The sequence below is a fragment of the Rhizobium sp. BIGb0125 genome (assembly GCF_024810055.1).
Classification (GTDB): Bacteria; Pseudomonadota; Alphaproteobacteria; order Rhizobiales; family Rhizobiaceae; genus Agrobacterium.
In genome coordinates, this window is the sequence record NZ_JANUDV010000002.1 from 780,660 (window position 1) to 806,055 (window position 25,396).

22 protein-coding genes are annotated in these 25,396 nt (G+C 55.9%); 6 read left to right on the forward strand and 16 right to left on the reverse strand.

Annotated elements, in window-relative coordinates:
- Positions 1-2 precede the first annotated feature (2 nt).
- Positions 3-635, forward strand: coding sequence for a 2-dehydro-3-deoxy-6-phosphogalactonate aldolase (locus tag M2418_RS07765; RefSeq protein WP_259145801.1), 633 nt, complete (start codon positions 3-5; stop codon positions 633-635).
- Positions 635-1,525 carry an SMP-30/gluconolactonase/LRE family protein gene (locus tag M2418_RS07770; RefSeq protein ID WP_259145804.1) on the forward strand — a complete coding sequence of 297 codons (891 nt, stop codon included), beginning with the start codon at positions 635-637 and terminating at the stop codon, positions 1,523-1,525. The genes M2418_RS07765 and M2418_RS07770 overlap by 1 nt, the downstream gene beginning before the upstream one ends.
- Positions 1,526-1,583: 58 nt before the next feature.
- Here M2418_RS07770 and M2418_RS07775 read toward each other — a convergent pair whose 3' ends face one another.
- Both M2418_RS07775 and M2418_RS07780 read right to left on the reverse strand, forming a co-directional pair.
- Positions 1,584-2,936 carry a bifunctional diguanylate cyclase/phosphodiesterase gene (locus M2418_RS07775; protein ID WP_259145806.1) on the reverse strand — a complete coding sequence of 451 codons (1,353 nt, stop codon included), beginning with the start codon at positions 2,934-2,936 and terminating at the stop codon, positions 1,584-1,586.
- A 126-nt stretch (positions 2,937-3,062) separates the two neighbouring features.
- Entirely contained in the window at positions 3,063-4,757 is a 1,695-nt protein-coding gene (locus tag M2418_RS07780) for a response regulator (protein ID WP_259145808.1), read from the reverse strand.
- A 329-nt stretch (positions 4,758-5,086) separates the two neighbouring features.
- Between M2418_RS07780 and mutL the strand changes: the two genes are divergently transcribed.
- Together mutL and M2418_RS07790 are read left to right on the forward strand one after the other, a co-directional pair.
- A complete protein-coding gene (mutL, locus tag M2418_RS07785) occupies positions 5,087-6,910 on the forward strand; it encodes a DNA mismatch repair endonuclease MutL (RefSeq protein WP_259145810.1) in 1,824 nt (607 codons plus the stop codon).
- A gap of 102 nt (positions 6,911-7,012) precedes the next feature.
- The gene (locus M2418_RS07790; protein WP_192487100.1) at positions 7,013-7,252 is read left to right on the forward strand and encodes a DUF2093 domain-containing protein; all 240 of its coding nucleotides are present in this window, start codon (positions 7,013-7,015) and stop codon (positions 7,250-7,252) included.
- Between the two features lie 6 nt (positions 7,253-7,258).
- Here the strand turns inward: M2418_RS07790 and lpxK are convergent, their stop codons facing one another.
- The 9 genes from lpxK to M2418_RS07835 form a co-directional block, all read right to left on the reverse strand.
- Complete coding sequence (gene lpxK / locus M2418_RS07795; RefSeq protein ID WP_259145812.1) at positions 7,259-8,287, reverse strand: tetraacyldisaccharide 4'-kinase; 1,029 nt, start codon at positions 8,285-8,287, stop codon at positions 7,259-7,261.
- A gap of 100 nt (positions 8,288-8,387) precedes the next feature.
- A complete protein-coding gene (locus tag M2418_RS07800) occupies positions 8,388-9,113 on the reverse strand; it encodes an HAD family hydrolase (protein WP_259145814.1) in 726 nt (241 codons plus the stop codon).
- Between the two features lie 121 nt (positions 9,114-9,234).
- Complete coding sequence (waaA, locus tag M2418_RS07805) at positions 9,235-10,554, reverse strand: lipid IV(A) 3-deoxy-D-manno-octulosonic acid transferase (protein ID WP_259145816.1); 1,320 nt, start codon at positions 10,552-10,554, stop codon at positions 9,235-9,237.
- Between the two features lie 225 nt (positions 10,555-10,779).
- The gene (locus M2418_RS07810) at positions 10,780-11,019 is read right to left on the reverse strand and encodes a DUF4170 domain-containing protein (protein ID WP_192487097.1); all 240 of its coding nucleotides are present in this window, start codon (positions 11,017-11,019) and stop codon (positions 10,780-10,782) included.
- A 78-nt stretch (positions 11,020-11,097) separates the two neighbouring features.
- Positions 11,098-11,880 (reverse strand): 3'(2'),5'-bisphosphate nucleotidase CysQ, encoded by a 783-nt coding sequence (locus tag M2418_RS07815; protein ID WP_259145817.1) that lies wholly within the window; start codon positions 11,878-11,880, stop codon positions 11,098-11,100.
- Positions 11,881-11,907: 27 nt separating this feature from the next.
- Complete coding sequence (locus tag M2418_RS07820; protein ID WP_259145818.1) at positions 11,908-13,257, reverse strand: TldD/PmbA family protein; 1,350 nt, start codon at positions 13,255-13,257, stop codon at positions 11,908-11,910.
- 128 nt (positions 13,258-13,385) lie between these two features.
- A complete protein-coding gene (locus M2418_RS07825) occupies positions 13,386-14,297 on the reverse strand; it encodes a patatin-like phospholipase family protein (RefSeq protein ID WP_405049385.1) in 912 nt (303 codons plus the stop codon).
- A 63-nt stretch (positions 14,298-14,360) separates the two neighbouring features.
- A complete protein-coding gene (rsmD, locus tag M2418_RS07830) occupies positions 14,361-14,918 on the reverse strand; it encodes a 16S rRNA (guanine(966)-N(2))-methyltransferase RsmD (RefSeq protein ID WP_192487094.1) in 558 nt (185 codons plus the stop codon).
- On the reverse strand, positions 14,899-16,998 hold the full coding sequence (locus M2418_RS07835) for a pseudouridine synthase (protein ID WP_259145820.1): 2,100 nt from the start codon (positions 16,996-16,998) through the stop codon (positions 14,899-14,901). The genes rsmD and M2418_RS07835 overlap by 20 nt, the downstream gene beginning before the upstream one ends.
- A gap of 70 nt (positions 16,999-17,068) precedes the next feature.
- Here M2418_RS07835 and M2418_RS07840 point away from each other — a divergent pair, with 70 nt between their 5' ends.
- Entirely contained in the window at positions 17,069-17,524 is a 456-nt protein-coding gene (locus tag M2418_RS07840; protein ID WP_192487092.1) for a nucleoside deaminase, read from the forward strand.
- 58 nt (positions 17,525-17,582) lie between these two features.
- On the opposite strand, the gene M2418_RS07845 is transcribed toward M2418_RS07840, so the two are convergent.
- The 5 genes from M2418_RS07845 to chrA form a co-directional block, all read right to left on the reverse strand.
- Positions 17,583-18,215 carry a hypothetical protein gene (locus tag M2418_RS07845; RefSeq protein WP_192487091.1) on the reverse strand — a complete coding sequence of 211 codons (633 nt, stop codon included), beginning with the start codon at positions 18,213-18,215 and terminating at the stop codon, positions 17,583-17,585.
- Positions 18,216-18,344: 129 nt separating this feature from the next.
- On the reverse strand, positions 18,345-21,248 hold the full coding sequence (gene ileS, locus M2418_RS07850) for an isoleucine--tRNA ligase (protein WP_259145823.1): 2,904 nt from the start codon (positions 21,246-21,248) through the stop codon (positions 18,345-18,347).
- 330 nt (positions 21,249-21,578) lie between these two features.
- Positions 21,579-22,559: a bifunctional riboflavin kinase/FAD synthetase gene (locus tag M2418_RS07855; protein WP_259145824.1), complete on the reverse strand. Its 981-nt coding sequence runs from the start codon at positions 22,557-22,559 to the stop codon at positions 21,579-21,581.
- A 16-nt stretch (positions 22,560-22,575) separates the two neighbouring features.
- Positions 22,576-23,424 (reverse strand): TIGR01459 family HAD-type hydrolase, encoded by an 849-nt coding sequence (locus M2418_RS07860; RefSeq protein WP_259145825.1) that lies wholly within the window; start codon positions 23,422-23,424, stop codon positions 22,576-22,578.
- Positions 23,425-23,529: 105 nt separating this feature from the next.
- Positions 23,530-24,882 (reverse strand): chromate efflux transporter, encoded by a 1,353-nt coding sequence (gene chrA / locus M2418_RS07865; protein WP_259145826.1) that lies wholly within the window; start codon positions 24,880-24,882, stop codon positions 23,530-23,532.
- A 166-nt stretch (positions 24,883-25,048) separates the two neighbouring features.
- Between chrA and groES the strand changes: the two genes are divergently transcribed.
- Complete coding sequence (gene groES / locus M2418_RS07870) at positions 25,049-25,345, forward strand: co-chaperone GroES (RefSeq protein ID WP_027673890.1); 297 nt, start codon at positions 25,049-25,051, stop codon at positions 25,343-25,345.
- Positions 25,346-25,396: the final 51 nt, after the last annotated feature.

The following is a 25,396-nucleotide window of genomic DNA, read 5'->3' on the forward strand; positions in this document are numbered from 1 at the left end:
CCATGCGCATTCCATTTCCATCCATCAAATATCCGCTGGTCGCCATTCTGCGTGGCCTGAAGCCCGAAGAAACCCATGATGTGGTCAGCGTTCTGATCGAAACCGGTTTTCGCGCCATCGAAATTCCGCTGAACTCACCAGAGCCGTTCAAGTCCATCGAGATAGCTGCAAAGCTTGCCCCTGCCGATTGCCTGATCGGCGCAGGCACCGTGTTGAGCGTTGACGATGTAGAAAATCTCGACAAGGCTGGCGGCAAGCTGATGGTTAGCCCGAATGTCGACGTTGAGGTTATCACCGCCGCACGCGAAAAAGGCATGGTGACATTGCCGGGCGTGCTGACACCAACCGAAGCACTGCTGGCCGCCAAGGCCGGTGCAACCGGTCTGAAGTTTTTTCCGGCCAGCATTATTGGCCCCGCCGGTATTGTTGCCATCCGTACCATTTTGCCAAAGGATCTGCTGGTTGCAGCCGTCGGCGGCGTATCGGACAAGAACTTTTCCGATTACACCAAGGCAGGCATTACAGCTTTCGGCCTTGGCACAAGCCTGTACAAGCCCGGCCTCACGGCTGCGGAAGTCAAGGAACGCGCCATCCTCACCATCAACGCCTACGACGCTGCGATCAAGGAGGCATAATGGCAACCCTACATCCTTTCACAGGTAAAGTTCTCGACGAAACTGCACTTCAGTTGGGTGAAGGCCCGACCTATGACGCAGCGACCGACACTGCATGGTGGTTCAATATTCTTGGAAAAGAGTTGCATGAATTGCACCTCGCTTCCGGCCGAAAGAGCGTTCACAAACTCCCCTTCATGGCCAGCGTTCTGGCCAAGGTGGATGATGACCGTCAGTTGATTGCATCCGAAAATGGCCTGTTCCTGCGCCAGATCGCAACCGGTGAGCTAACGCTGCACACCGATTTCGAGCCCGGAAAACCGGCAAACCGCTCCAATGATGGACGCGTGCATGCCTCAGGTGCCCTGTGGATCGGCACGATGGGTAAATCAGCTGAAGACGGCGCTGGCGGCATTTATCATGTTGCCAACGGTACTGTGACGACGTTGTTTGATAATATCAGCATCCCCAACTCCATCTGCTTTTCACCGGATGGAGCCATCGCCTACTACACCGACACAAGGGTCAACAAGCTGATGCGTGTTGCGGTTGATCCCTCGACCGGCCTGCCGCTGGAGAAACCATCCGTTCTGGTTGACGCAAGCGATGACGATGCCGGTATAGATGGATCGGTATGCGACAAGAACGGCGATATCTGGAACGCCAAGTGGGGTGCCGGGCGCGTTGCCCGTTACAACGCCAATGGACAGTTGCTTGAACAGTATGCCGTACCGGGTCTGCAAACCACATGCCCGGCGTTCATCGGCAAGGCTGCAAATCGGCTCCTGGTCACGTCAGCTTTTGATGGCATGGCGGATGCAGGTCTGTCGCCTGATGCCCTGCAGGGTGCAACATTCGATCTCGGTATCGACGTGAATGGCGTTCAAGACTTCGCGTATCGGCTCGCCTAAAAGAAATGAGCGGTGGAAACAGTTCCGCCGCTCAAATTCTGATTTAACCCGGACGTTTTCAGGCGCCCACTGGTGCCAAATCGCGGAAATTGTCGCGCAGATAACGTAGTGTTGCATTGGCATCTGCTGGGCGGCCAAAGAAAAAGCCCTGCCCCATTTCGCAACCAAGCCCACGCAGTTTTTCAGACTCGTTGCGGTTCTCAATCCCTTCAGCAACGACCTCGAGATCAAGACCATCACACATGGCGACGATTGCCTTGACGATGTGTTCCGACGGGCGATCCGTTGAAATGCGCGACACGAAGGCACGGTCGATTTTGACCTTGTCAAAGGTGAAGTCCCGCAGACGGCCAAGGCTCGATTGACCCGTGCCGAAATCATCCAGCGAAATACGCACACCGGCCTGCTTGAGGTCCGAAATAATTTTGGTCGCCGTTTCCGCAGAGGTCATGACGGCGGTTTCGGTAATTTCCAGTTCCAACCGGCTGGGATCGAAACCCGCGCGGCCAAGGATGGAGAGGATATTGTCTGCAGTGCCCGGATCCATCAACTGTGCCGACGACAGGTTGAACGACAGGAACAGGTCGCGCGGCCAGGAGAGTGCAGCCTCAACTGCCTTGCGCAGCAGCGTTTCCGACAGTGCATCGATAAAACCGCGTTCTTCCGCCAGCGGCACAAACACGGCTGGAGATACAAATCCGAGATCAGGATCGTGCCAACGCGCCAAGGCTTCAAAACCAATGACCATTTCATCGGTCAGGCGAACGATAGGTTGGAAATGAACTTCAACGGCATCGGTGATAATGGCATTACGCAACGCCTGTTCCAGCTGCGTCGCCCGCTTCATTTCCTGCGCAATTTCGCTGGAATAGACTGTGATCTGCCCGCGACCACGGCGTTTGGAACGATACAAGGCAGTTTCGGCGCTTTTCAGCAAATCTTCGAATTCCTGCCCCGCAAAGGGATAGACGGCAAAACCGAAGGACGACGACAGACGCACATTGCGGTCCCCTAGATCATAAGGCGCCGACAACACATCCTTGATCATATGACCAATGCGTTCGGCGCCTGTACGCTCGAAGACAAGCGGAAAAATGAATGCAAATTCATCGCCCTCGTGGCGGGTAACGGTCGCACCATCGGGGATACAGGCTTTCAGGCGATGGGCGACCTGGCACAAAATTTCGTCACCGGCAGCCGCACCAAACAAGTCATTTATTGGCTTGAAGCCGTCAATATTGGCAATACCGATGGTAAAGGGAGCAGGATCACTGGCGCGTTCCGCAGCTAGCTGACGCACCTTGTCTCGCAGGCGATAGCGATTTCCAAGACCGGTCAATGGGTCACTATAGGCCATGGCCTGCAACTCATGCTGACTGATCTGCGGGTAGTTTGCTTCCGCCGACTTCATGTTCGCGTCCTAAGAAATCTGCAACGATTTAGCGCACAATGATGGCTATGTCTTAAGAAACATATAGCGTATATTTAACAATGGTTAAATACCGACGATTATCGATAGCCCGTACTTGGCCGACCGTCATACACTCATATCGCTATGCGTAGCGGTGTTGCTGGATGGCAGAAATCGTCTGAGAACGGTTTCAATCATGTCCGGGCTGACCGGCTTGAGAATCATATCATCCATGCCGGCATCAAGGCACGCTCGGCGATCACCATCAAAAGCATGGGCGATCACACCGATCAGCGGGATCTTCTTACTATCGCCTTCGGCGGAGCGAATACGTCTTGCCAATTCAAACCCGTCAAAGTCAGGCAATGTCGCATCAACCAGCACCAATGACGGTGAATGGGCGTCGATCATCCGCAATGCCTCTTCACCGGAGCCCGCGACCTTGTAGCCGACATTCAGGCTTTCGAGGATCTGTGAAAAAACGATCTTGTTGACTTCGTTGTCCTCGACGACAAGCACATCGATAACCGACGTCTGGGTCTTGGGGCGAGCAGTCTTGATGGCATTGTCCGCTGCGGTTTCCTTGACGCTGGATAATGTGTTGACCTGCGATGTCGTGGCCAAGAAGTTATAGATATGGCGGACAAGGTCTTGCTGGATCTGGAACGCATCCAGTGTCAGCACCGACAGCCCATATTGCTTGGCAATATCAAGGCTGGCGTGGCTCATGTTGGAATCAACAACCACGAGATCGATTGCCACACCTGATGATGTCGCGACATCAAGGAAGGTCACCTGCTCGTCAAAACTACTGGCTGCCGCATAATCCGCTTCGACACAGGCAAAGACGTGCGAGGCATTATCCCGCACGCCCTGATCTGGCGACACGAAAAGAATGCGGCATCCCTTCAGGCGGGCGGCGAAATCCGGCTCCTCGCGCTTCTCAACCGGCCTGCCCTTATGCGATGTTTTGACGAAAGGCAGGTGCCTCATTCCCGGCAGAACCGGTTCACCGGTTTCATCGGTCACGGACAGAGCCGTGACATCTTCCATTGTTGTGACCAGGAAATAACGGCCGGGTTTGCCCACACGCTGCTTGCGTGTGATCAGCAATGCATGTTCGCCGTCAATTTTGGTAAGGTGTTCGGGAATCGTACTGCTTTGGCCGGTCTCCAGAATCCGGCGATCCATCGCATCGATCCGGCTTGCCAGTTCATGACTGTGAATATCAAAAACCGTGCGGCCCAGCATTGCTTCCGGGCCGACTTCCATCATATCGCAGGTCGCCTTGTTGACGGCGACATAGGTCAGGTTGCGGTCCTTGACGACGACCGGGAACGGAATGTTGTCCAGTATTTCCTCGGTCAACTGCAACCGCTCGAGATCAGCGCGCCATTGCTCCTCGCGCTTCTTTTGTTCGGAGACATCTGTGATCACACACATTCCGATGCCGGATGGCAGCCGTTTCTTGACGTAACGATACCAGCGGTCGCTACCGCGTTTTTCAAGATGTTCGGATTTTTCTTTCCAGTGGGCGGCAAGCCGTTCGGCGATCCATTCCTCACGGCTGCTCTTGCGGCCTGAAGCGATATTCTGACTGGAAACGTCCTCACAGTCATAACGTGTATTCAGGAAGTCCCGCAGGCGCATACCAACGAAAACACGTTCTCCAAGCGATGGCAGATAATTGGTAATGTGGCGACTGACGAAGGTAATGATGTCGTTTTTGTCATACACAATGACGGCGGTCATCAGTGCATCACACACGGTTTCCAGCAGTGATATTTGGATGTCTACGTCTTGCGACGTCACATCAGTCATTGCTGCTCCCCACGCCTATCCTCCAGCCACAAGGGCATTCCGAAAATTGATAAAACAACTGATGTCGAGCACGGGGCCGTTACTGTTGCAATCGCTGAGAAAACATACCGGGCAGACCTTGAAACAAAGCACATATTACAAATTGGCGACCCTCCGGTTGGCCACCCAATGCTTTGACGGAAATACTATCCCGTAATCATTTCAAGTCTTTGCGAGATTACAGTTTTTGTCTTAAGCGTTGCTTAATGGCCGGGTTTCATCCGTGAATAAGGCGCGGAAAACATACGATTTCTCTTTTCCCACCACAACAAATCCACGACAATAGAATCATGTCCATAAAACAGCTTTCAGAAACGCTCATCAACCAGATCGCCGCTGGCGAGGTTATCGAACGACCGTCCAGCGCGGCCAAGGAATTGATAGAAAATGCTATCGATGCCGGTGCGACGCGTATCGAAGTTGCGACATCCGGTGGCGGCAAAAGCCTCATTCGCATTACCGACAACGGTACTGGCATGAGCCCTGACGATCTGGCGCTCGCCATCAAGCGGCATTGCACCTCCAAGATCTCGCAGACACTGGACGATATACGTACACTCGGCTTTCGTGGCGAGGCACTGCCTTCGATCGGTTCGGTGGCAAAACTGACCATTACAAGTCGCCAGCATGGCTCGGAACAAGGCTCCGTCGTTGCCGTAACTGGCGGTAAAGTGGCAGATGTCCGTCCTGCAGCCGCCAATGTCGGCACCGTCGTTGAAGTGCGTGACCTGTTTTTTGCGACCCCTGCCCGTCTGAAATTTCTCAAAAGCGAGCGTGCGGAGACGGCTGCGATTACTGAAACCGTCAAACGCATGGCGATTGCCTTCCCGAATATCCGCTTTGTCCTTTCAGGCACGGACCGGTCCACGTTGGAACTGCCCGCGACTGGCAGCGATGCGCTCGCACGCATGGGCCAGATCCTTGGCGTGGAATTCCGGGACAACGCGATTGCAATCGAAGCGGTACGTGAGGATGTTGCGCTGTCCGGTTATGCCGGTGTGCCAACCTTCAATCGCGGAAACTCCGCCCATCAGTATATGTTCGTGAATGGGCGGCCGGTTCAGGACAAATTGCTGCTGTCTGCCATCCGCGGTGCTTATGCCGAGACCATCCCGCATGGCCGTTATCCGGTTGCGGTGCTGTCATTGACGCTCGATCCGGCACTGGTGGACGTCAACGTGCATCCGGCCAAGTCCGATGTGCGGTTCCGTGATCCCGGACTTGTTCGAGGCCTCATCGTCGGTGCGATTCGTGAGGCGCTTTCGCGCGAAGGTGACCGCGCCTCGACAACGGCGACCAGCGGCATGATGAATGCGTTCCGTCAGGGTTTCCAAGCCGCTCCGGCAGCCAGAGCGCAGGCGGCAACCGCGTGGAGTGCTGCTGCATCACCATCCCGTCCCTTTTCCTATCCGCCATCCGCTGGCTTTGCAGAGAACACACAAGCGGAGTTTATGGACGTCACAGCACCTGCAGCCCGGCAGGAAACGGCAACGGTTTTTGCCGAGCAGCCAACTGAAAGCATATCGAGCGCGCAATACCCACTCGGTGCAGCCCGCGCACAAATTCACGAAAATTACATCGTTGCGCAAACCGATGACGGACTGGTGATTGTTGACCAGCATGCGGCGCATGAACGTCTGGTTTTTGAAGAAATGCGCAAGGCGCTGCATTCACGGCGCCCGCCATCGCAGGTGTTGTTGATACCTGAAATCATCGATCTTCCGGAAGAAGATTGTGACCGGCTGATGGAGCATGCCGAAGGTTTCGACGCTTTGGGGCTGGCAATTGAACGTTTCGGCCCCGGTGCCATTGCAGTGCGCGAAACACCTGCCATGCTTGGCAAGGTCGATGCTCAAGGCTTGGTGCGCCAGTTGGCGGATGAAATTGCCGAATGGGACACTGCATCAACGCTGAACGGTAAGCTGGAGTATGTTGCCGCGACAATGGCGTGCCACGGTTCTGTCCGTTCCGGTCGTCGTTTGCGGCCAGAAGAAATGAATGCGCTTCTGCGACAGATGGAAAATACACCCGGCTCCGGCCAGTGTAACCATGGCCGACCCACTTATATCGAGCTGAAACTGTCCGATATTGAGCGGTTATTCGGCCGAAGCTGATGCTAAATGCTGGTATTTCATACCTGCACGGATTATTGGATAGAGATGATCGGGCCTGCAATTGGCGGCGCTTGACCTCACGAAATTGAATGGAGACAGCGGATGAACCGGTTTGAAGGCAGCGGCAGCCGCGAAGCAAAGATCAAATATCTGGATGGCGATTTTCAGATCGTCACCAATGGATCTTATGTGACCTGCGCCATGACTGGGCAGCAGATCCCCGTCGATGAACTGCGTTACTGGAGCGTTGCGCGACAGGAACCGTATGTCGATGCCGCTGCATCGCTGGAAGCCGACAAGATTGCAGGCATTTTGCCGAACCAGAAGCGCCCGACGGCCTGATTATCGTCAGTTGCCCTTGAGCACACGCGTGCGGCAGTTCTCGATTGCCGCATGAATGATATCGGAAGCCGTGTTTGGGTCATCAAACACCATTTCGATTTCAATGACTTGGCTCCGCTGGAGCAACTCTTCTGCCTTGCCGTGAACACCCTTCAAACGCACGAAGTCCTTGGCGGTCGTGACCAGTTGCAGCTGCTGTTTGTCAGCGAGCGCCAGCAGATCGGAAATCTCATCCTCTTCGAACGTATGGTGATCGCTGAACGAGCGACGCTCGACGATATTGCCACCGAGACTTTCTACCGTTCTGTAAAATTTATCAGGATCAGCAATGCCGGCATAGGCCAGCACCCGTTTGCCGACAAAATCTGGGGGCACGACCGGCTGAATGGCAGAGACATAGATTGTCTTGCCCGCCCTTGCCGCTTTGCGAACCAGCGGGTCGGCGGCGTCACCAGCGCCAACCTTGAGAATGGCGGAAAGCTGCTGCATCTGTTCCTGGATTGGCGCACGCACCGGCCCTGACGGCACAAGGCAACCATTGCCAATGCCGCGCACGCTATCGATCACCACAAGCGCATAATCCAGCGTCAGACGAGCGCTTTGAAAACCATCATCCATGATGATGAGATCGGCGCCTGCCTCCATCAGACGACGTGCACCTTCGATTCGCCGCCGTGAGATGACCGTCATGGCGTGGCTAACCAGCAGAAGCGGTTCGTCACCGACATCGGCAGCGCGATGATGCGGTTCGACTAGCGTCGTGACATCCAGCGTGCCACCGTATCCACGGCTGAGGAAGCCAGGTTTCAAACCGTTTTCGACCGCAGCTTTGGCAATTGCAATCGCAGTTGGCGTCTTGCCGGCACCACCGACGGTAAAGTTACCGATGCAGATCACCGGAACAGGCACGGATGGCCGGTTCTCGCGGCGCATTCTTTTGCCCGCAATCCAGCCATAAAACCATGAAACGGGTTTGAGTGCATATGCCTGCCAGCCCGGTTTTTTCCACCAGAAAGGCGGCGCTTCCGAAATCATTTATCGCTCCTGCCGAATACGCTGTCTGCCAATATCCGATTGAAACGATAAAATATACTAAAGTGGCAAAACGTTAGCCTGGCTTACTGTTTAAAGCGGGTTAGATTGCAGCCCGTTGCGGCAAAAGCGGCTCTAGCGCGGTGATATCGGACAGGCAATAGTCGCTGTCGTCACTGAGGCTTTGCGGCGAGCCGGTTCCGGTGAGAACGGCAACCTTCAAGGCCGCCCCGGCGCTCTTTGCCATATGCAGATCATGATTATTGTCACCGACCACGGCAACCTGCGACGGCGACAGTTTTACCGCCTCACAGAAACCGAGCACCATACCCGGCTGTGGTTTGGTACCAAATCCACTGTCATAACCGGCAATAAAATCAATGTGCTCTTCAAAACCGAAACGGCGCGCCGTTTCACGGATCGAGCGCTCATTGTCGCTGGACGCGATACCGATGCGATAACCGCGTTGGCGCAGGCGCTCGAAAAAAGCTCGCAGATCCGTGACCGGAACGGAATGGGCAGCGGCTTCGGTAAACAGCGTGTCCAGACGTTTCGTCAGTTCTTCCTGATCGCAAGGGGAACCAGCAGCGACCAGACCGGCCGCGATCTCCTGCGTATTGCCGGCCGCCAGCAAGCTATCCGGCATGACCTTTCCGCTGACTGGGTCCATGCCGCATGCCAACAGCAGCCTGTCTGCCAGTTCAGGATCGTCCATTGAGGCAATGCGGGCCAGTTCCCGGTTTACCGGGCCCCAGCTTGCGTCATAACCCAACAGGGTTCCGTCCTTGTCGAAGAGGATACCGGCAATCGACTGTGTGTCTTTATTCACGGGGAAGCACCAATTTTAAAACATGTTACCGGACACCCGACAGCTGTCAGGCCACGGCACATCATCATGATGGAAAGCAATGTGGATAGACAGGCTTCGATGCGACATGCTTTGGTGGATATCAACCGGCAGCCACATTTCTTGGCATCAGCTTTGCAGTCACGGTCAGCGGTGCGATGTAGGGTTCAAGGCCCTTAATCGTCGAGGACAAGGCGCCACGCATTTCCTGAATGACCCGGTCGCCTGCATCCATCATCTTGTAACGCTCGTTGTCGTTGACCATCAGATAATGAACGGCCTTGGCCAACATTTCGACGTCACGAATGATACGCCCGCCACCGGCCCGCAGCAGCTTCTGATAGGCCTCACGGAAATTCTGCACATGTGCACCGGACAGCACTGCGCAACCGAGCATGGCCGGCTCCAGCGGGTTCTGGCCACCCTCACCGGTCATCGAGCGACCGACAAACGCGATTTCTGTCAAACGAAGATAAAGCCCCATCTCGCCAATGCTGTCACCGAGGAATACATCCGTTTCCGGCGCAATGACATCGTTGCGGCTGCGACGGGCGACAACCAGCCCCATTTCCTTCAGCTGCGCTTCAATGGCGTCGGCACGGTCAGGGTGGCGCGGAACGATAATCGACAGCTGACCGTTGCGCGCCTTGATGGCGTTATGAACGGTGCCGGCAATCTTCTCTTCGCCTTCAAAGGTCGAGATGGCCGCCCATGTCTTGCGGCTGCCAATCTGCTGACGATAGCGATCCAATAGTTCCTGATCCACTGGCGGTGGATCCGTGTCGCCCTTGAGGTTACCTGAAGTCATCACCGGCCAGGCGCCCAGATCACGGAAGCGCTCGGCATCGAGATCCGACTGCGCGATAACCAGCGACATCTTGTTGAAAATAGTTTCGGCAAAATCGGCATGCGATTGCCACCGGGAGAAGGATCGGTCCGACATGCGGGCATTGACGCGGATTTGCGGAATGTGGGCCTGTTCCAGTTCCATCATCGTCACTGGCCAGACCTCAGACTCCGCTGTGATGGCTGCATCCGGATGCCAATAGCTGATGAAACGTTTTACCGCGATTTTGATATCAAGCGGCACATATTGGTGAATGACGTCACTACCAAGTCTGGAGCGGCACAACTCTGCCGACGTCACAGTGCCGGTTGTCAGCAGCACATGAATTTCGCGTTTGCGGATTTCGCGGATCAACGGAATAAGCGCCATTGTCTCGCCGACGCTTGCGGCATGAAACCAGATGAGCGGACCTCTGGGACGCTCCACGCTGGCGTAACCGAAGCGCTCCAGCTTTCGGCTTCGGTCTTCCTTACCCTTGATCGCACGATAGGTAAGGTAGGGACCGGCAAATGGATAGGCTGCCATGCCTGCCAACCGGTAACCGGAAAGTGCCACCCGCGCAATTCGGCTTTTCATGACGGTATGCCTTCGATCCGTGCGCCCAATGGTGCCATCCCCTTGTCAGGTGTTTTCTTGAACTTTCTGTCTTCTCGAAATGCGTCAATAATTGAGCCGACGTGAATCTTTTTGTTCATTTGCGGCAAAAAACTTTGGATGCGGCACGGATGTTTTTACACCCATGCCGTGCGATTCTACGATATATATTATAGCATAAATCGGGGTCTTTAAGTCTAAACCCGGTTATTTCGTGGTTTGTGGATCAAGAAGTCTGTGCATATGCACTATAAAGTAGCGCATGTGAGCGTTATCCACAGTCTGCTGCGCCTTTGCTTTCCAAGCTGTCAGTGCAGAGGCATAGTCCGGGAAGATACCAACGATATCCAACCCGTTCAAATCCCGGAATTGCACGTCTTCAAGACTTTCAAGCTCGCCGCCAAAAACGAGGTGCAGAAGTTGTTTTTTTTCACTGGATTCGGTCATTTTCTTTTATCTCTTGCCATGTGATCTGGTCCCTTTCCTGTGCGGGATTTCCGCCCAAAGGTCAACCATTACCTGACTTCACAAAGCGTTCAGAAGACCACCAAGCGCTGCTTCGCTGGCTGCACATAATGACGGATGACTGACCACCGGCTTGTTGTAAACGATTGGTGAACCATCAAGGTTCACAAGGCGGCCGCCGGCACATTGCAGGATAAGATCTGCTGCGGCCAAATCCCAGTCATGTGAACCTGTGCGTACCAGCGTTCCATCGATACGGCCATCGGCCACCATCGCCAGACGATAGGCGAGCGACGGCACATGTTTTATGCGATTGATGATCTGAGCGGTGTTTTTCTGCAGATCCGCCACGACATCTTCCGGGGCTGCAATATTGAGCACCGAGGACGGAAATGACACAGTAATCGCCTGCCCGTTTCTTTGGGCGACGCCACCTTTAACAGCCAGGAATTCTTCCCCGAGCGCCGGTGCAACAAGAACGCCTGCGACCGGCAGTCCGTCGTGGACGACAGCGACGCTGACGCACCATGTGGCGAGACCAGAGATAAAGGCCCGTGTGCCGTCGACAGGGTCGACAACAAACGCTGTCTTGCGGCTCAGACGATCATGACCGTCTTCGGTTTCTTCCGAAAGCCAGCCATAATCTGGCCGAGCTGTGCGAAGAACCTTTTCCAAAACAGCATTCGCCGCATAATCCGCCGCACTGACGGGAGAGCGGCCTTCATTCTTCCACCAGACCTCAGGCTTATTACCGAAGTAACCGAAAGCGACCTCCCCTGCCTGCCTTGCAGCAGCAAGAATAAGGTCGAGATCGGCCTGCCAGTTGTTTTGCTCTGCCGTCATTGTTTAATCGCTATCTGCTTTGCCGTATCAGCGGCCGGCAAGCGTCATGCCCTCAATGGCCAAAGTGGGCGCTGCCACGCCGTATTTGCGGTCGACATCATTGGCCGGAGTGACAAGCATGAACATGTCCTTCAGATTGGACGCAATCGTCACTTCCGATACCGGGAACGACAATTTGCCATTTTCAATCCAGAAGCCGGTTGCTCCACGGCTGTATTCACCCGTGATCATATTGACGCCCTGACCGATCAGTTCTGTCACGTAAAAACCGTTGCCGACGCTGGCGATCAGCTCTTCCGGCGAAACATCTCCTGGTTCCAGCGCCAGATTGGTCGAGGCAGGGCTAACTGTGGTGCCACCACGAACGCCACGCCCGTTGGTCTCGAAACCGCCAATTTCCTTGGCTGCCGATGTGGACAAGAACCAGTGCTTCAACACACCGTCCTCAATCATGACAAGACGTTCGCCGCGGACACCTTCACCATCGAATGGACGGGAAGACGAACCACGCACGATTTGCGGATCATCGGTAATAGACAGGCCGCTTTTCAGAACCTGCTGTCCCATCTTGTCACGCAGGAAGCTGGTCTTTCTGGCAACTGAAGCACCATTGATGGCACCGGCGATATGACCGACGAAACCACGCGCCACGCGTGGATCAAAGACAACGGTAACGTTTTTACCCGTATCGACCTGACGCGGGTTCAGGCGTTCAACCACCCGTTCACCGGCACGACGACCAATGTCCTGCGCACTGTCGAGATCGGAAAAATACAGGCGGCTGTCGAAATCATAGTCGCGCTCCATCTTCGTTCCTTCGCCAGCGATAACACTGACGGAACGGCTGAAACGGCTGCCCATATAGCTTCCGGCAAACCCGTGCGAAGTGACAAGCACAAGACCACCCATGCCGGTGGAGGCGCCGGCGCCGGATGAATTGGAAACACCCTTCACGCCGAGAGCGGCCTCTTCCATGGCCAGGGCTGCTTCCTGCAAGGCAGCAGATGACACTTCGGTCGGATCGAAAAGATCAAGATCATCATATTGACCAGCAAGGTGTGCTTCGTCCGCCAGGCAGGCGAAGGGATCTTCTGGTGAAACCTTTGCCATGGCGACAGCACGCTCGGCCAAGGTTTTCAGGTCGAAGCCCGGATTGGCAGAAACACTTGCGACCCGGTTGCCGACAAAAACACGCAGGGCGAAATCATCGCTTTCCGAGGACTCGGTATTTTCAACCTTGCCAAGACGCACGCCAACAGAATGGGAGCGGGAACGAACTACAACAGCGTCGGCCTTATCCGCACCTGCCTGTTTTGCAAGGTCCACCAACTGGCTTGCGCGATCAATGAGAGCGGAGGAATTGATTTCAGAGGACATTATTTCGCCTTTCGTTACGCTCCATTTATTGACCGGTGCGCCTATCATCAAGGGTAAAGGGAGAACTCGGTCGTAAAATCAGGCAAAGAACTGAAGCTACTTTCAAAGCTCGCACAGATTTGACGGGATTAAATTCGCCCTTCCCGACGGCGATGGTACAATTCGATCTGCGTTTCGATCTGCCGTTTGAGATCGTCCTTCACGGACGCCGTTTCTGCCAGAACCTCTTCAGCTTTCATAAAATCCATGACGCGGAAACGGTTTACCGGTGGACGCAGGAAGATATGTGGCGGATTGAGCTTCAATTTTGCAGCAATGGCAGAATGCATCATCAACTGGCTTGCACCGAACAAGCTATCGATACGGCTGGGAATTGTGGTGCCGTCACCTTCCGGTCCGCCCACCACATCGACACCGATCACAATATCGGCATCATCGAGAAGCGGTTCATAGGGAACGGGATTGAAGATGCCGCCGTCGATCATCACCCGGCCGTTGACCCGGACCGGCATGAACAAAGCCGGGATAGCTGATGACGCAGCAAGTGCCGTGCAAATGTTGCCCTCTGTTACCACAGCCTCGCACTGGCCGTAATAATCCGTCGTCACCACCTTCAACGGTGTTGGCAACTTGTCGAATGTCTTTGGAATCGCCTGAGGCAGCAGGGCATCAAGGATAAGTTCCAGATTAAACTGGCCGAGACGAAAACCATCGACGGAATGGCGCATGGTGGCGGGCCCGAGGCTCCACAGACGGTTTGCCACACTGCCTTTTTTGCCCATCAGGTCGATCGTATAATTGCGGATATCCGCGCCGGTCATTCCGGCGGCATAACCAGCACCAAAAATCGAGCCGATTGAGGCACCGGCCACGGCGACTGGCTTCAAGCCAAGCTCATCCAGGGCTTCGATGACGTTGATGTGACAGATGCCGCGCGCGCCACCGCCGCCGAGGGCAATGGCAAATCGTGGTTCGCTATGGGTAAGTGCTGGTTGCGAAGGTGTGTCCTGCATTTCGAGAGCGTCCTTCACAACAGCCATTACATTCCCTGTTTTCTCGTCAGAGTGAAGACATCTTCCGGGACATTGCGAACCGCATCATGATTACGGCTCGTAACGATAGAAATGCATCTTCGTATCGCCAAAGGTTCTCTGCTCCAGCGGCTTGAAGACGGGAGCAACACTGACCATGACGTCGCCACGCTCTTCGAGAATGGCCAGAGCGCCTGGCACCAACCAGCCGCCCTCATGCGCGGCAACAAAAGCCTTCTCACCCTGTCCCAGCCCATAGGGCGGGTCGGCAAAAAGCACATCGAAAGGTTCGATATTGTTGACGCTGCCAAGTTTGGTCGCATCCCGCCGCAGGATACGCGCCCGGCCGTGCAGGCCCAGCGCGTCGATATTTTCCCAGAGCAGACCACGGCCTTCAACGCCGTTTTCCACAAAAAGCGCAATACGACAGCCTCGGGACAATGCCTCAAGGCCGACGGCACCGGTGCCAGCAAACACATCGAGAATGCGCGTGCCATCCAGTGCTTCCGGATAGGCGTGGCTCAATATGTTGAACAGGCTTTCCCGGGTCCTATCGATTGTCGGGCGAATGCTGTTTGATTTTGGGGCCGCTAAACTACGGCCACGAAACTCACCGCCTACGATCCGCATTCCGTGTCATCCCTTTGCCACCTGAAGACTTGCCGCCGGGTCCCTTGCCAGGACCTTTGCCGCCGGGTTTGCCTCCAGACCCATTACCATCGAATTTGCCGCGTGCGCCGCCTTCGGAACGTTCACCGCGCGGTTTTCCAAAACCAGGTTTGCCGTCCGGACGTCCGCCGCCAGGTTTGCCACTGCGTGGCTTGTCACCAAATGGTCGCTCGCTGCGCTCGCCACGGGCCGGGCGATCACCAAACGGACGGTCACCGCGTGCCGGACGCTCAGAACGTTCGCCACGTTCAGCACGATCTCCGCGTGGCGTACGATCGCCATAAGGTTTATCGCCGCGTGGTGGGCGGTCACCGAAAGGTCTGTCGCCACGTGCTGGACGATCACCGTAAGGCTTATCACCACGTGGTGGACGGTCGCCAAAGGGTCTGTCGCCACGGGCTGGACGTTCGGCACGTTCCCCACGCTCCGGTCTGTCTCTAAAAGAACGCTCTTCGCGCGGGCGATCCCCAAACGAACGTTCGCCAGCGGGACGATCTCCACGTGGAGGCCGAGCACCGAACGGCTTGTCGCCACGGGCTGGTCGATCCGAGCGGTCGCCGAATGGTTTGTCACCCCGTGGCTTGTCACTGCGTGGGCGGTCACCGAATGACCGTTCGCCGCGTGGTCGGTCGCCACGCTCACCACGGCCACGGCCTTGTTCTTCGTCACGCGGTGGAGAATCGGAGCGAATCCACTCACCCTCTGCATCTGCATGGCGCACGACGCTACGGCGTGCTTCTTCCTGTGCAGATGGCTGCTTGAACAGGCTTTCAGCCTCAGCGCGCGCTGATGTCTTGCGTGCCTTGCCATCGCGGGTCGGCTTTGCACCGGGTGCCATCCAGACATTGGCAGTACGGCTGCTGCCCAAAGCAGGACGGGATGGACGGCGATCGTCGCCTTCGTTTTCGTCGCGGCCTTTCGCGCCAAATTTCGAACCGGGCTTGGAACCAAATTTCCCGGCGGGCTTGTCAGAACGTTTTGTATCGAGGCGTCCTAGCGAACGTTCACGGTCGTCGCGCTTATCGCCGGATATTGCTGGACGTGAATTGTCATCGCCGTCCGAGCGCTTTGCCCACTCACCCTTTGCAGGACGGGCAGCTGGTGCCTCATCGTCTTCTGCACCGGCATTGTCGTTATAAAGCGGCGCTTCGAAGTTGGCGCCAGCAGCTTCAATCAGGCGTGGACCCAACTGATCGCGCAACATGCGTCCACGAACTTCCACAACCTTGCCTTCCGGCAGGTCACCCAATTGGAAAGGACCGTAGGAGATACGGATCAGGCGGTTAACTTCCAGACCGAGCGCACCGAGAACGTTCTTGATTTCACGGTTCTTGCCTTCACGCAGACCCATGGTAATCCAGACATTGTGGCCCTGCTTGCGGTCCAGCGTCGCATCAATTGCGCCGTAGAGAACGCCGCCGACGGCAATGCCTTCCTTGAGCTTGTCCAGTTCTGCCTGATCGACCTCACCATGGGCCCGCACGCGGTAACGGCGCAGCCAGCCAGTGGTGGGCAGCTCCAGAACACGAGACAATCCACCGTCATTGGTCAGAAGAAGCAGACCTTCGGTATTGATGTCCAGGCGGCCGATCGACAGAACGCGCGGCAATTCTTCCGGCAGGTTGTCAAACACTGTCGGACGACCTTCAGGATCGAAATTGGTGGTCACCAGACCGGCAGGCTTGTGGTAGAGCCACAGGCGGGTGCGTTCTGCGCCACGGATCGGCACGCCATCCACTTCGATCTGATCGGCAAGTGTTGCATTCACGACCGGCGAATCAAGCTTGACGCCGTTCATTGAAACACGACCTTCCATGATCATGCGCTCGACATCACGTCGCGATGCGACCCCTGCTCGTGCCATGATCTTGGAAATGCGCTCCGGCTTGCCGACCGGCGCGTCTTCAGCTGCGACCTTTGCGGCGGCCGCCTTGTCATAGGACTGTTTTTTCGCCGCCGGCTTGCCTTCTGGCTTGCCAGGCTTGCGATCACGGTCAAATTTCTTGTCACCACCGCGCGTCGGCTTGTCTTTGAATGTCATTTGTTGTTTGCCTGTTGTTTGCCGTGTCCTATCAGGTCAAACGGCCGTGGTTAAGAGGAAATTGCAGACAATGGCGGAAACAATGCATTTCATGGACCTTGCCTTTGCGGCTGCGCAAGAGGCTGGAGAAAAGCAGGAAGTTCCTATTGGCGCTGTGGTCGTCCTCGATGGTTATGTTATTGGCAGTTCCGGAAACCGCACACGTGAACTAAATGATGTCACGGCACATGCCGAAATCATGGCGATCCGCATGGCATGTGAGGCATTGGGGCAGGAACGGCTAAGCGGCGCCGACCTGTATGTGACCCTTGAACCATGCACTATGTGCGCTGCCGCCATATCATTTGCACGTATTCGCAGACTGTATTACGGCGCCGAAGACCCCAAGGGCGGCGGCGTCGACAATGGGGTGCGCTTTTACCAGCAGCCGACCTGCCACCACGCACCCGATGTTTATTCCGGCATAGGCGAAACTTCGTCCTCGCAGCTGCTCAAAGATTTTTTCCAGAGCAAGCGAGAGGATTAAAACGCTGCGATCTCATGCCGTCGCGATAAGGGCAACGGCATGATACCTCAACCGGTCATTATTGGAATGGCATCCACCACTTGCTGCCCTGCTTGGCAGCTGCGGCCTCTTTCTTAAGGCGCTTGGCCTTTTTCTGTTCAGGTTCGCCCAGATCATTCAACTCTTCTTGTGAGGCTGAACGATAGCCGGTTGGCGGGTCTGTCAGGTATTTGCGCTGGCCGTTGACGGCGTTGCCGCCTGAGGCTTCCGCCTTGGCCTTACGGAATGCTTCCCACTTCTGGCTTTCGGTCATCTGGCCATTGGTGCCATTGCCTGCCAGGAGCGGCGAACGGTAGTTCGGGTTGTTCTTGTTGGCTTCCGCCTCTTCACGCAGGCGCTCGCGGGTTTCTTCCGGCGCTTCCACCCATTGCGGGTTGTTTTCGCGGCTGGCAAGAGACTGCTGCGGCTGGTTGAGCTGACGTGTGTTGGCGTTGGCAGGCACAACGAGGCCCGGACGCGGCGTGTATTTCAGATTGCGATTTTCCTGATTGCCGGTCAGCGAAACCGACGAACCCAGATCTTCGACAAGCTGCTCCATAGAGGATTTGCCCGTGCCATAGGTCGGACTGCCGGTACATGCACTCAAGGCCAGGCAAGCGGTGAGAACACCTGCGATACCGCCGGACATGCGTAAACCTTGCATCATCTTCATCGAACCCTTCAAGCCAAGCCAGAACAAAACACATAGCCAATTTCATTTGGCAATGCTGGGAAAATCCGGCCAATTTCAGGCAGGTTTACCGGATGAAGCACCAAAGTGCAATTCATCCGGTCATTTTCCTTAGTTTACTGCGGCCAATTCACGCAATGCTGCTGCATCACGCGCTGATACGTCAGGATATTCAGGGTCCGAGCCGACATCAGCCGTAATCCGCCAGGACCGTGCGCACTTCCTGCCTTCGGCCAGCTTCTGCTCAACCGAAACCTTCTGTACTTCGTTCAGACGGAAGGCATCAGACGCACCCTCACCCGTCACCACCGAGATGGCAGAGGTGATGCAGATTTCTGCGAAATCCTGGCCTTCAAGTGCCTTTAGCAGTTCCGGATCTGCAATGTGCACAACCGGAGCGGCTTCCAGCGAAGAACCGATACGCTTTTCACGGCGCTCGATTTCAAGCGCGCCGGTGACAACCGTGCGAACCTTGCGGATCTTGTCCCACTTGGCGGCAAGTGCATCGTTTTTCCATTCACCCGGCACAGTTGGGAACTGCTCAAGGTGAACCGATTCGCTTTGTGGATAACGCGAGAGCCACGCTTCTTCTGTGGTGAATGGCAGCATTGGCGCCAGCCAGCTCACCAGGCAATCGAACAGCTTGCGGATAACGGCAAGCGATGCACGACGCTTGAGCGAAGACGGAGCGTCGCAATAAAGCGTGTCCTTGCGAACGTCGAAATAGAATGCCGACAATTCGACATTCGAGAAATCGATCAGTGCACGGGCGATTTTCTTGAATTCGAAGGCGTCGTAACCTTCGCGGACAACCTTATCCAGCCCAGCCAGACGGTGCAGCATCAACTGCTCCAGTTCGGGCATGTCGGCATAGGCAATGTCTTCACCGGTGTCGTGCGCCAGCGTACCAAGCATCCAGCGGATGGTGTTACGCAACTTGCGATAGGCATCGATATTGGTCTGGATGATGGCCTTGCCGAGACGCTGGTCTTCCCAGTAGTCGGTCGTCATAACCCACAGACGTAGGATGTCGGCGCCTGATTCCTTCATGACGTCCTGCGGAGCGACAACGTTTCCAAGCGACTTGGACTGTTTGCGGCCCTGTTCGTCCATGGTGAAACCGTGGGTCACGACAGCCTTGTAAGGCGCGCGGCCACGCGTTGCGCAACTTTCCAGCAGCGACGAGTGGAACCAGCCGCGATGCTGGTCAGAGCCTTCCAGATAAACATCGGCTGGCCACTTCAGGTCAGGGCGATCTTCAAGCGTGAAGGTGTGCGTGCAACCACTGTCGAACCACACGTCTAGGATATCCATGACCTGATGCCACTTGGCATGATCGTGCTCGCTGCCGAGGAAACGATCCTTGGCGCCATCTGCAAACCATGCATCTGCACCCTCAACCTCGAACGCTTCAAGGATGCGGGCATTGACGGCGTCGTCCACCAGCACTTCACCCTGCTCGTCTGCGAAAACAGCGATTGGAACGCCCCAGGCGCGCTGACGCGACAGCACCCAGTCAGGGCGGTTCTCGATCATTGCGCGCAGACGGTTTTGGCCGGACGCAGGCACAAAGCGGGTGTCGTCGATGGCCGAAAGCGAGCGCGAGCGCAGCGTGGTGCCGTCACCCAGTTCCTTGTCCATGTAGACAAACCATTGCGGCGTGTTGCGGAAGATAACCGGCTTCTTGGAGCGCCAGCTATGCGGGTAGCTGTGCTTCAGACGGCCGCGTGCAAACAGGTTATTGCCGGCGATCAGAGACTTGATGACACGATCATTGGCATCACCCTTCTTGCCGTTATCGTCCATGACGCGTGCGGGACCGCCTTCAGCCGACGGACCGAAGCCCGGAGCATCCTCGGTGTAAAAACCGTCATCACCAACCGGGAACGGGATTTTGGGCGAGATGCCGCGCGCTTCCAGTTCGCGAACACTGGCCATCCACGCGTCAAAGTCTTCGCGACCATGGCTTGGTGCGGTGTGCACAAACCCCGTGCCGGCATCGTCAGTGACGTGATCGCCGTCCAGCAGCGGAACCGCAAAGTCGTAACCCAGGGATGCCAACGGATGGGCGCAGGTGACCGACGCCAACTCCTCCGCTGTGACACCACGCAGCAACTTGAACGTAACCTTGGCCTTGGCTGCAGCATCATCCGCCAGGCGGGTGGAGAAGATCAACTTTTCGCCGGGCTGCGGGCCAAAATCATTGGTGGCCGTCTCAACCTCGTACAGGCCGTAAGGGAAACGCGACGAGAACGAGATCGCGCGGTTGCCTGGGATTGTCCAAGGCGTTGTCGTCCAGATGACAACAAAGTTGCCCTTCAGGTCAGCCGGGCCTTCGACAACCGGGAACTTCACCCAGATCATGTCGCTTTCGACATCAGCATATTCAACTTCGGCCTCAGCCAGAGCCGTGCGTTCGACAACCGACCACATGACCGGCTTGGAGCCGCGATAAAGCTGGCCGCTTTTGGCGATCTTCAACAGTTCGCCAGCGATCCGCGCTTCCGCGTGGAAGTTCATGGTCGTGTAAGGGTTTTCAAAATCGCCTTCGATGCCGAGACGCTTGAATTCCTCCGACTGCTTCGCGATCCAGCCAGCTGCAAAATCACGGCACTCCTTGCGGAACTCGTTGATCGGAACTTCGTCCTTGTTCTTGCCCTTGGCACGGTACGCTTCTTCGATCTTCCATTCGATCGGCAGACCGTGGCAATCCCAGCCAGGAACGTAGTTGCTGTCGAAACCGCGCATCTGGAACGAGCGCGTGATAACGTCCTTGAGGATCTTGTTCAGCGCGTGGCCGATGTGGATGTTGCCATTGGCATAGGGAGGGCCATCATGCAGCACGAACTTCTCACGTCCGGCAGCGGAGGCGCGAAGGCGCTTATACAGGCCCATTTCCTGCCAGCGCTTTACTGTTTCCGGCTCTTTTTGCGGCAAACCTGCACGCATCGGGAAATCCGTCTGCGGCAAATAGAGCGTGGAGGAATAGTCTAGTTTTTCTGCGGTGTCGTTCATAACCGTACCGTTACTGAGGCGCCCTCATGGGGTCGCGTCGTATTGATTTTGATAAACAAAAGCGGAAAGCGCCTCGACAAGCGCCAACATCCCGGACCTTCCGGCTGTTACAGCGGGCGGAAGGCCGGGCCAATAATTCGGGATATGAACGTCGACCGATATTGGAACATAGTGCCGGTTCTTTAAGGCGTTTCAGACCGTTTGAAAAGAGAATAGATGGTGATAGCGCCTCAATAGCCCGCCATCCGCCAAAAAAATGCAACAAAATCGCTCTCTTGCCGTGCAGTCAAGTATTGTCCGCTCGAATTTTCCGGCGGATGGCAAGACGTCTCAAAAAGCGATTTTTGCATCCAGTTCGCCCAGCGGACGAACACCTGACAGAAGCGCCCTAGCCTCTTCTTCATCGCGCTTGATCTGGGCGACAAGAGGCTCGAGCCCGTCAAACTTCAACTCATCGCGCAGATGACCAAAGAACGATACGGAACAGGTTTCGCCGTAGAGATCGCCCGAAAAATCGAACACAAATGTTTCCAGCAATGCGGCGCCATTTTCCGTGACGGTCGGGCGGTAACCGAAGCTCGCCACACCATCATGAAGCGTGCCATAGGCACGACGGAAGCGCACGGCGTAAATGCCGGGTTTCAGTGCAGTCTCCGGAGGAAGCGCCATATTGGCGGTTGGATACCCCAAGGTGCGGCCAAGTTGCTGGCCTTTGATAACCACTGCCTCAACCGTATAACGATAACCCAGAAGTCCGGCAGCGCCGACAACATCGCCCTGCATCAGCAATGCCCGGACACGACTGGACGATACCACCTCTGCACCTTCATCCCGGAAGGCATCAATCAGTGCCACATCAAAACCGTAACGTTTGCCTGCCTCCATCAGGAATGCCGGCCCGCCTTCACGGCCTTTGCCGAAATGAAAATCAAAACCTGTCACCACCGCACTGGCACCCAACCAGTCCGACAATATGGATTTGACGAACTCATCGGCAGAGCGCTGCGAAAAATCATGGTCGAATGGATATTCGATGACCGACTGGAAACCTTCGGCCTCCAGCAAACGCGCCTTCAGCGACGCAGGGCTCAGACGGAAAACAGGTTCATCCGGTTTGAAAATCGTGCGCGGATGCGGCTCAAACGTCAGCACCAGCGCAGGCACGCCACGCGACCTGGCCAATTCCAGTGCCCGCTCAAGCACAGCCCGGTGGCCGCGATGCACGCCATCAAAATTGCCGATGGCAATGACCCCACCGCGAAGATTTTCCGGCAGCGGCTCTTTTTTTTCGTTGCGATGAAATACTGTCATTTCCGCCAATTCCTGTTTACGCCAGACGTGGCATCCACCAGCCAGGCGCCGCACCCTGCCCCTTCAGATAGGCATTGAGCAATGCCTCATCCGTCTGGCCGTTCAGCGTATATTCCGCAGCGTGAATGCCACCGCTTATATAGAGCAATTGCAAGCCGTTCGAGAGGGCGCCCTTGACATCTGTCGGCATGCCGTCGCCTATTGCCAAGATCCGCTCCTGCGGAAACGGGCCACGAACCTCTTCGGCCGCAGCTAGGCACGCCTGATAGATTGGCGTGTGCGGCTTGCCAGCAATACGGACCTCCCCGCCAAGCTGCTCATAATAGGCAGCCATGGCACCTGCACATGGAATGATGCGCTCGCCGCGCTCGACCACCAGATCGGGGTTTGCGCAGATCATTGGTACGGAGCGGGCAATAAAGCCCTTCAGCATATCGGTGTAATCTTCAGGTGTTTCGGTTTCATCATCGAAGAAGCCGGTGCAGACGACCGATTCCGCGTCGGCTTCTGGTACAATTTTAACGTCCAGTCCGTCGAGCAATGGCAGGTCACGTTCCGGTCCGAGCAGGAAAACCTTGCTTGGGCCTTCGGCGATCAGTCCACGTGTCACGTCGCCTGAGGTGATGATGCGGTCATAGGCGGTATCGGGAATGCCGAGCACGCGCAACTGAGCAATCACACCGGGCGCCGGGCGCGGAGAATTGGTAATCAGCACCACGGTCTTGCCCACCTTGCGCGCTTCTTCCAAGGCGACGGCCGCATCCGGAAATGCCGAAACGCCGTTGTGCAAAACACCCCATACATCAGACAGAATGACGTCGAACTGCTCGGTAATGTCGCCAAGAGTGGTTATGCGGTGGGCCATGAGTACTTTCCGGGTAAAAGACAATTGAGGCTGACATTGCAAAGCGCAACGTCGATGGCAAGAAAAAAAGCCACCGGATTGAAAGGCAAGTTGACGTTACGGCGGTTAACCGCCGACCCAGAGGCGGGCGAAACCGGCGGCGATGCACAACGCCAAAACCGGCACCATGCCAAGCTTGAAGCGAAACAGCATCAGTGTTGAGGCCACAAACAGTGCGAGCGCAACCGGATCCAGCGTGTTCCACACCGGCACCGACAGGTTGAGATTGATGACAGGGACGAGCGCCACACGCTCGACATCCCGAAACAGCACATGCAGTCCAAACCAGACAGAAAGATTGAGAATGACACCAACGACGGCAGCGGTGATTGCTGACAAGGCGGCAGAAAGCCTGCGGTTGTGGCGCGCACTTTCCATGTAAGGTGCACCAAGAAAAATGAAAATAAAGCTGGGCACGAAGGTTGCCCATGCCGCAACACTTGCCCCCATGACACCTGCCAAAAGCGGATCAAGCAGACCGGGATTTCTGAATGCTGCGAGAAAACCGATGTAGGACAGTACCAGCACCAGCGGACCAGGCGTCGCCTCCGAAAGAGCCAGACCATCAAGCATTTCACCTGCTGTCATCCAGCCGTGGGTTTCGACAGCAATCTGCGCCACATAGGCCAGCACCGCATAGGCACCGCCAAAGGTCACAACGGCCATCTTGGAGAAGAAGGTTTGCAATTGCGCCAGGGTTTCAGGTGCCGCAAAAATCCAGATCAAGGCAAAGGGGATTTGCCAGATAGCAAGACCACAGAGCAGGCCGACCGCTCTTTTGTGCAAAGGCGGCACGTCGATCTTTGGCGCGCTTCCTAAAGAAGGTGATTGCTCACCAGCTGCACTGGAGGTCATGGCTCTTCGCGCCACAAACCAACCGACAGCACCGGCGATCAGGATCACCAACGGGAATGGCAGACCAAACAGAAACAGAGCAATGAATGCTGCGCCAGCGATATACATAAGAGACCGACTGACAAGGGCACGTTTTGCCACCCGCAGCAGTGCTTCAATGACGATGGCGAGAACGCCAGCTTTCAGACCTGACAACAATGCTGGCAGCCAGTGGGTATCCTGATAAAGCGCGTAAGCTGCCGCGAGCGCCACGATGACGATAAAGCCGGGCAGAATAAAAAGTGTTCCGGCAATGATGCCACCGCGCCTACCATGTAAAAGCCAACCGCAATAGGTGGCAAGTTGTTGTGCTTCTGGACCGGGCAGCAGCATGCAATAATTCAAAGCGTGTAGAAACCGCTCCTCAGAGATCCAGCGGCGTTCATCAACCAAGATACGGTGCATCATGCCGATCTGACCGGCCGGACCGCCAAAGCTAAGCAGGCCGATCCGGGCAAAGGTCGCAGTCAACTCAAAAAATGAGGGTCGGGTCGTCGAAATGTCGGGGCGCAAAAAATCTGTCATGCAGACGCAGTAACCATTTTACATGAAATTTTTCCGACAGGCTGTCCTTGACTCGTACAGGTAGCCTGCTTATCTCCGTCTCGCTGGCACTCACATACAGGGAGTGCTAACACTATCCAGATGGATCACAAGATCCATGAATGTCATTTGATCGAGGGATTAGACAATGGCAAGCACAACTTTCCGCCCGCTTCACGACCGCGTTGTCGTTCGTCGCGTTGAGTCCGAAGCAAAGACCAAGGGCGGCATCATCATTCCTGATACCGCTAAGGAAAAGCCACAGGAAGGCGAAATCGTCGCCGTCGGTTCCGGCGCTCGTGATGAGTCCGGCAAGGTCGTCGCTCTCGACGTCAAGGCTGGCGACCGCGTTCTGTTCGGCAAGTGGTCCGGCACCGAAGTCAAGCTCGACGGTGAAGACCTTCTGATCATGAAGGAATCCGACATCATGGGTATCATCGGCTAATCTGCCGAACCCGTCGTTTCCTTAAATTTTAAGCCGGACACCGTCCGGCAA

Bases quoted from the DNA above. Each gene is read 5' to 3' on its own strand.
- M2418_RS07765 (WP_259145801.1), top strand. From the start codon at position 3: ATGCGCATTCCATTTCCATCCATCAAATATCCGCTGGTCGCCATTCTG.
- M2418_RS07770 (WP_259145804.1), top strand. From the start codon at position 635: ATGGCAACCCTACATCCTTTCACAGGTAAAGTTCTCGACGAAACTGCA.
- M2418_RS07775 (WP_259145806.1), bottom strand. From the start codon at position 2,936: ATGAAGTCGGCGGAAGCAAACTACCCGCAGATCAGTCAGCATGAGTTG.
- M2418_RS07780 (WP_259145808.1), bottom strand. From the start codon at position 4,757: ATGACTGATGTGACGTCGCAAGACGTAGACATCCAAATATCACTGCTG.
- mutL (WP_259145810.1), top strand. From the start codon at position 5,087: ATGTCCATAAAACAGCTTTCAGAAACGCTCATCAACCAGATCGCCGCT.
- M2418_RS07790 (WP_192487100.1), top strand. From the start codon at position 7,013: ATGAACCGGTTTGAAGGCAGCGGCAGCCGCGAAGCAAAGATCAAATAT.
- lpxK (WP_259145812.1), bottom strand. From the start codon at position 8,287: ATGATTTCGGAAGCGCCGCCTTTCTGGTGGAAAAAACCGGGCTGGCAG.
- waaA (WP_259145816.1), bottom strand. From the start codon at position 10,554: ATGAAAAGCCGAATTGCGCGGGTGGCACTTTCCGGTTACCGGTTGGCA.
- M2418_RS07810 (WP_192487097.1), bottom strand. From the start codon at position 11,019: ATGACCGAATCCAGTGAAAAAAAACAACTTCTGCACCTCGTTTTTGGC.
- M2418_RS07815 (WP_259145817.1), bottom strand. From the start codon at position 11,880: ATGACGGCAGAGCAAAACAACTGGCAGGCCGATCTCGACCTTATTCTT.
- M2418_RS07820 (WP_259145818.1), bottom strand. From the start codon at position 13,257: ATGTCCTCTGAAATCAATTCCTCCGCTCTCATTGATCGCGCAAGCCAG.
- M2418_RS07825 (WP_405049385.1), bottom strand. From the start codon at position 14,297: ATGGCTGTTGTGAAGGACGCTCTCGAAATGCAGGACACACCTTCGCAA.
- rsmD (WP_192487094.1), bottom strand. From the start codon at position 14,918: ATGCGGATCGTAGGCGGTGAGTTTCGTGGCCGTAGTTTAGCGGCCCCA.
- M2418_RS07835 (WP_259145820.1), bottom strand. From the start codon at position 16,998: ATGACATTCAAAGACAAGCCGACGCGCGGTGGTGACAAGAAATTTGAC.
- M2418_RS07840 (WP_192487092.1), top strand. From the start codon at position 17,069: ATGGCGGAAACAATGCATTTCATGGACCTTGCCTTTGCGGCTGCGCAA.
- M2418_RS07845 (WP_192487091.1), bottom strand. From the start codon at position 18,215: ATGAAGATGATGCAAGGTTTACGCATGTCCGGCGGTATCGCAGGTGTT.
- ileS (WP_259145823.1), bottom strand. From the start codon at position 21,248: ATGAACGACACCGCAGAAAAACTAGACTATTCCTCCACGCTCTATTTG.
- M2418_RS07855 (WP_259145824.1), bottom strand. From the start codon at position 22,559: ATGACAGTATTTCATCGCAACGAAAAAAAAGAGCCGCTGCCGGAAAAT.
- M2418_RS07860 (WP_259145825.1), bottom strand. From the start codon at position 23,424: ATGGCCCACCGCATAACCACTCTTGGCGACATTACCGAGCAGTTCGAC.
- chrA (WP_259145826.1), bottom strand. From the start codon at position 24,882: ATGACAGATTTTTTGCGCCCCGACATTTCGACGACCCGACCCTCATTT.
- groES (WP_027673890.1), top strand. From the start codon at position 25,049: ATGGCAAGCACAACTTTCCGCCCGCTTCACGACCGCGTTGTCGTTCGT.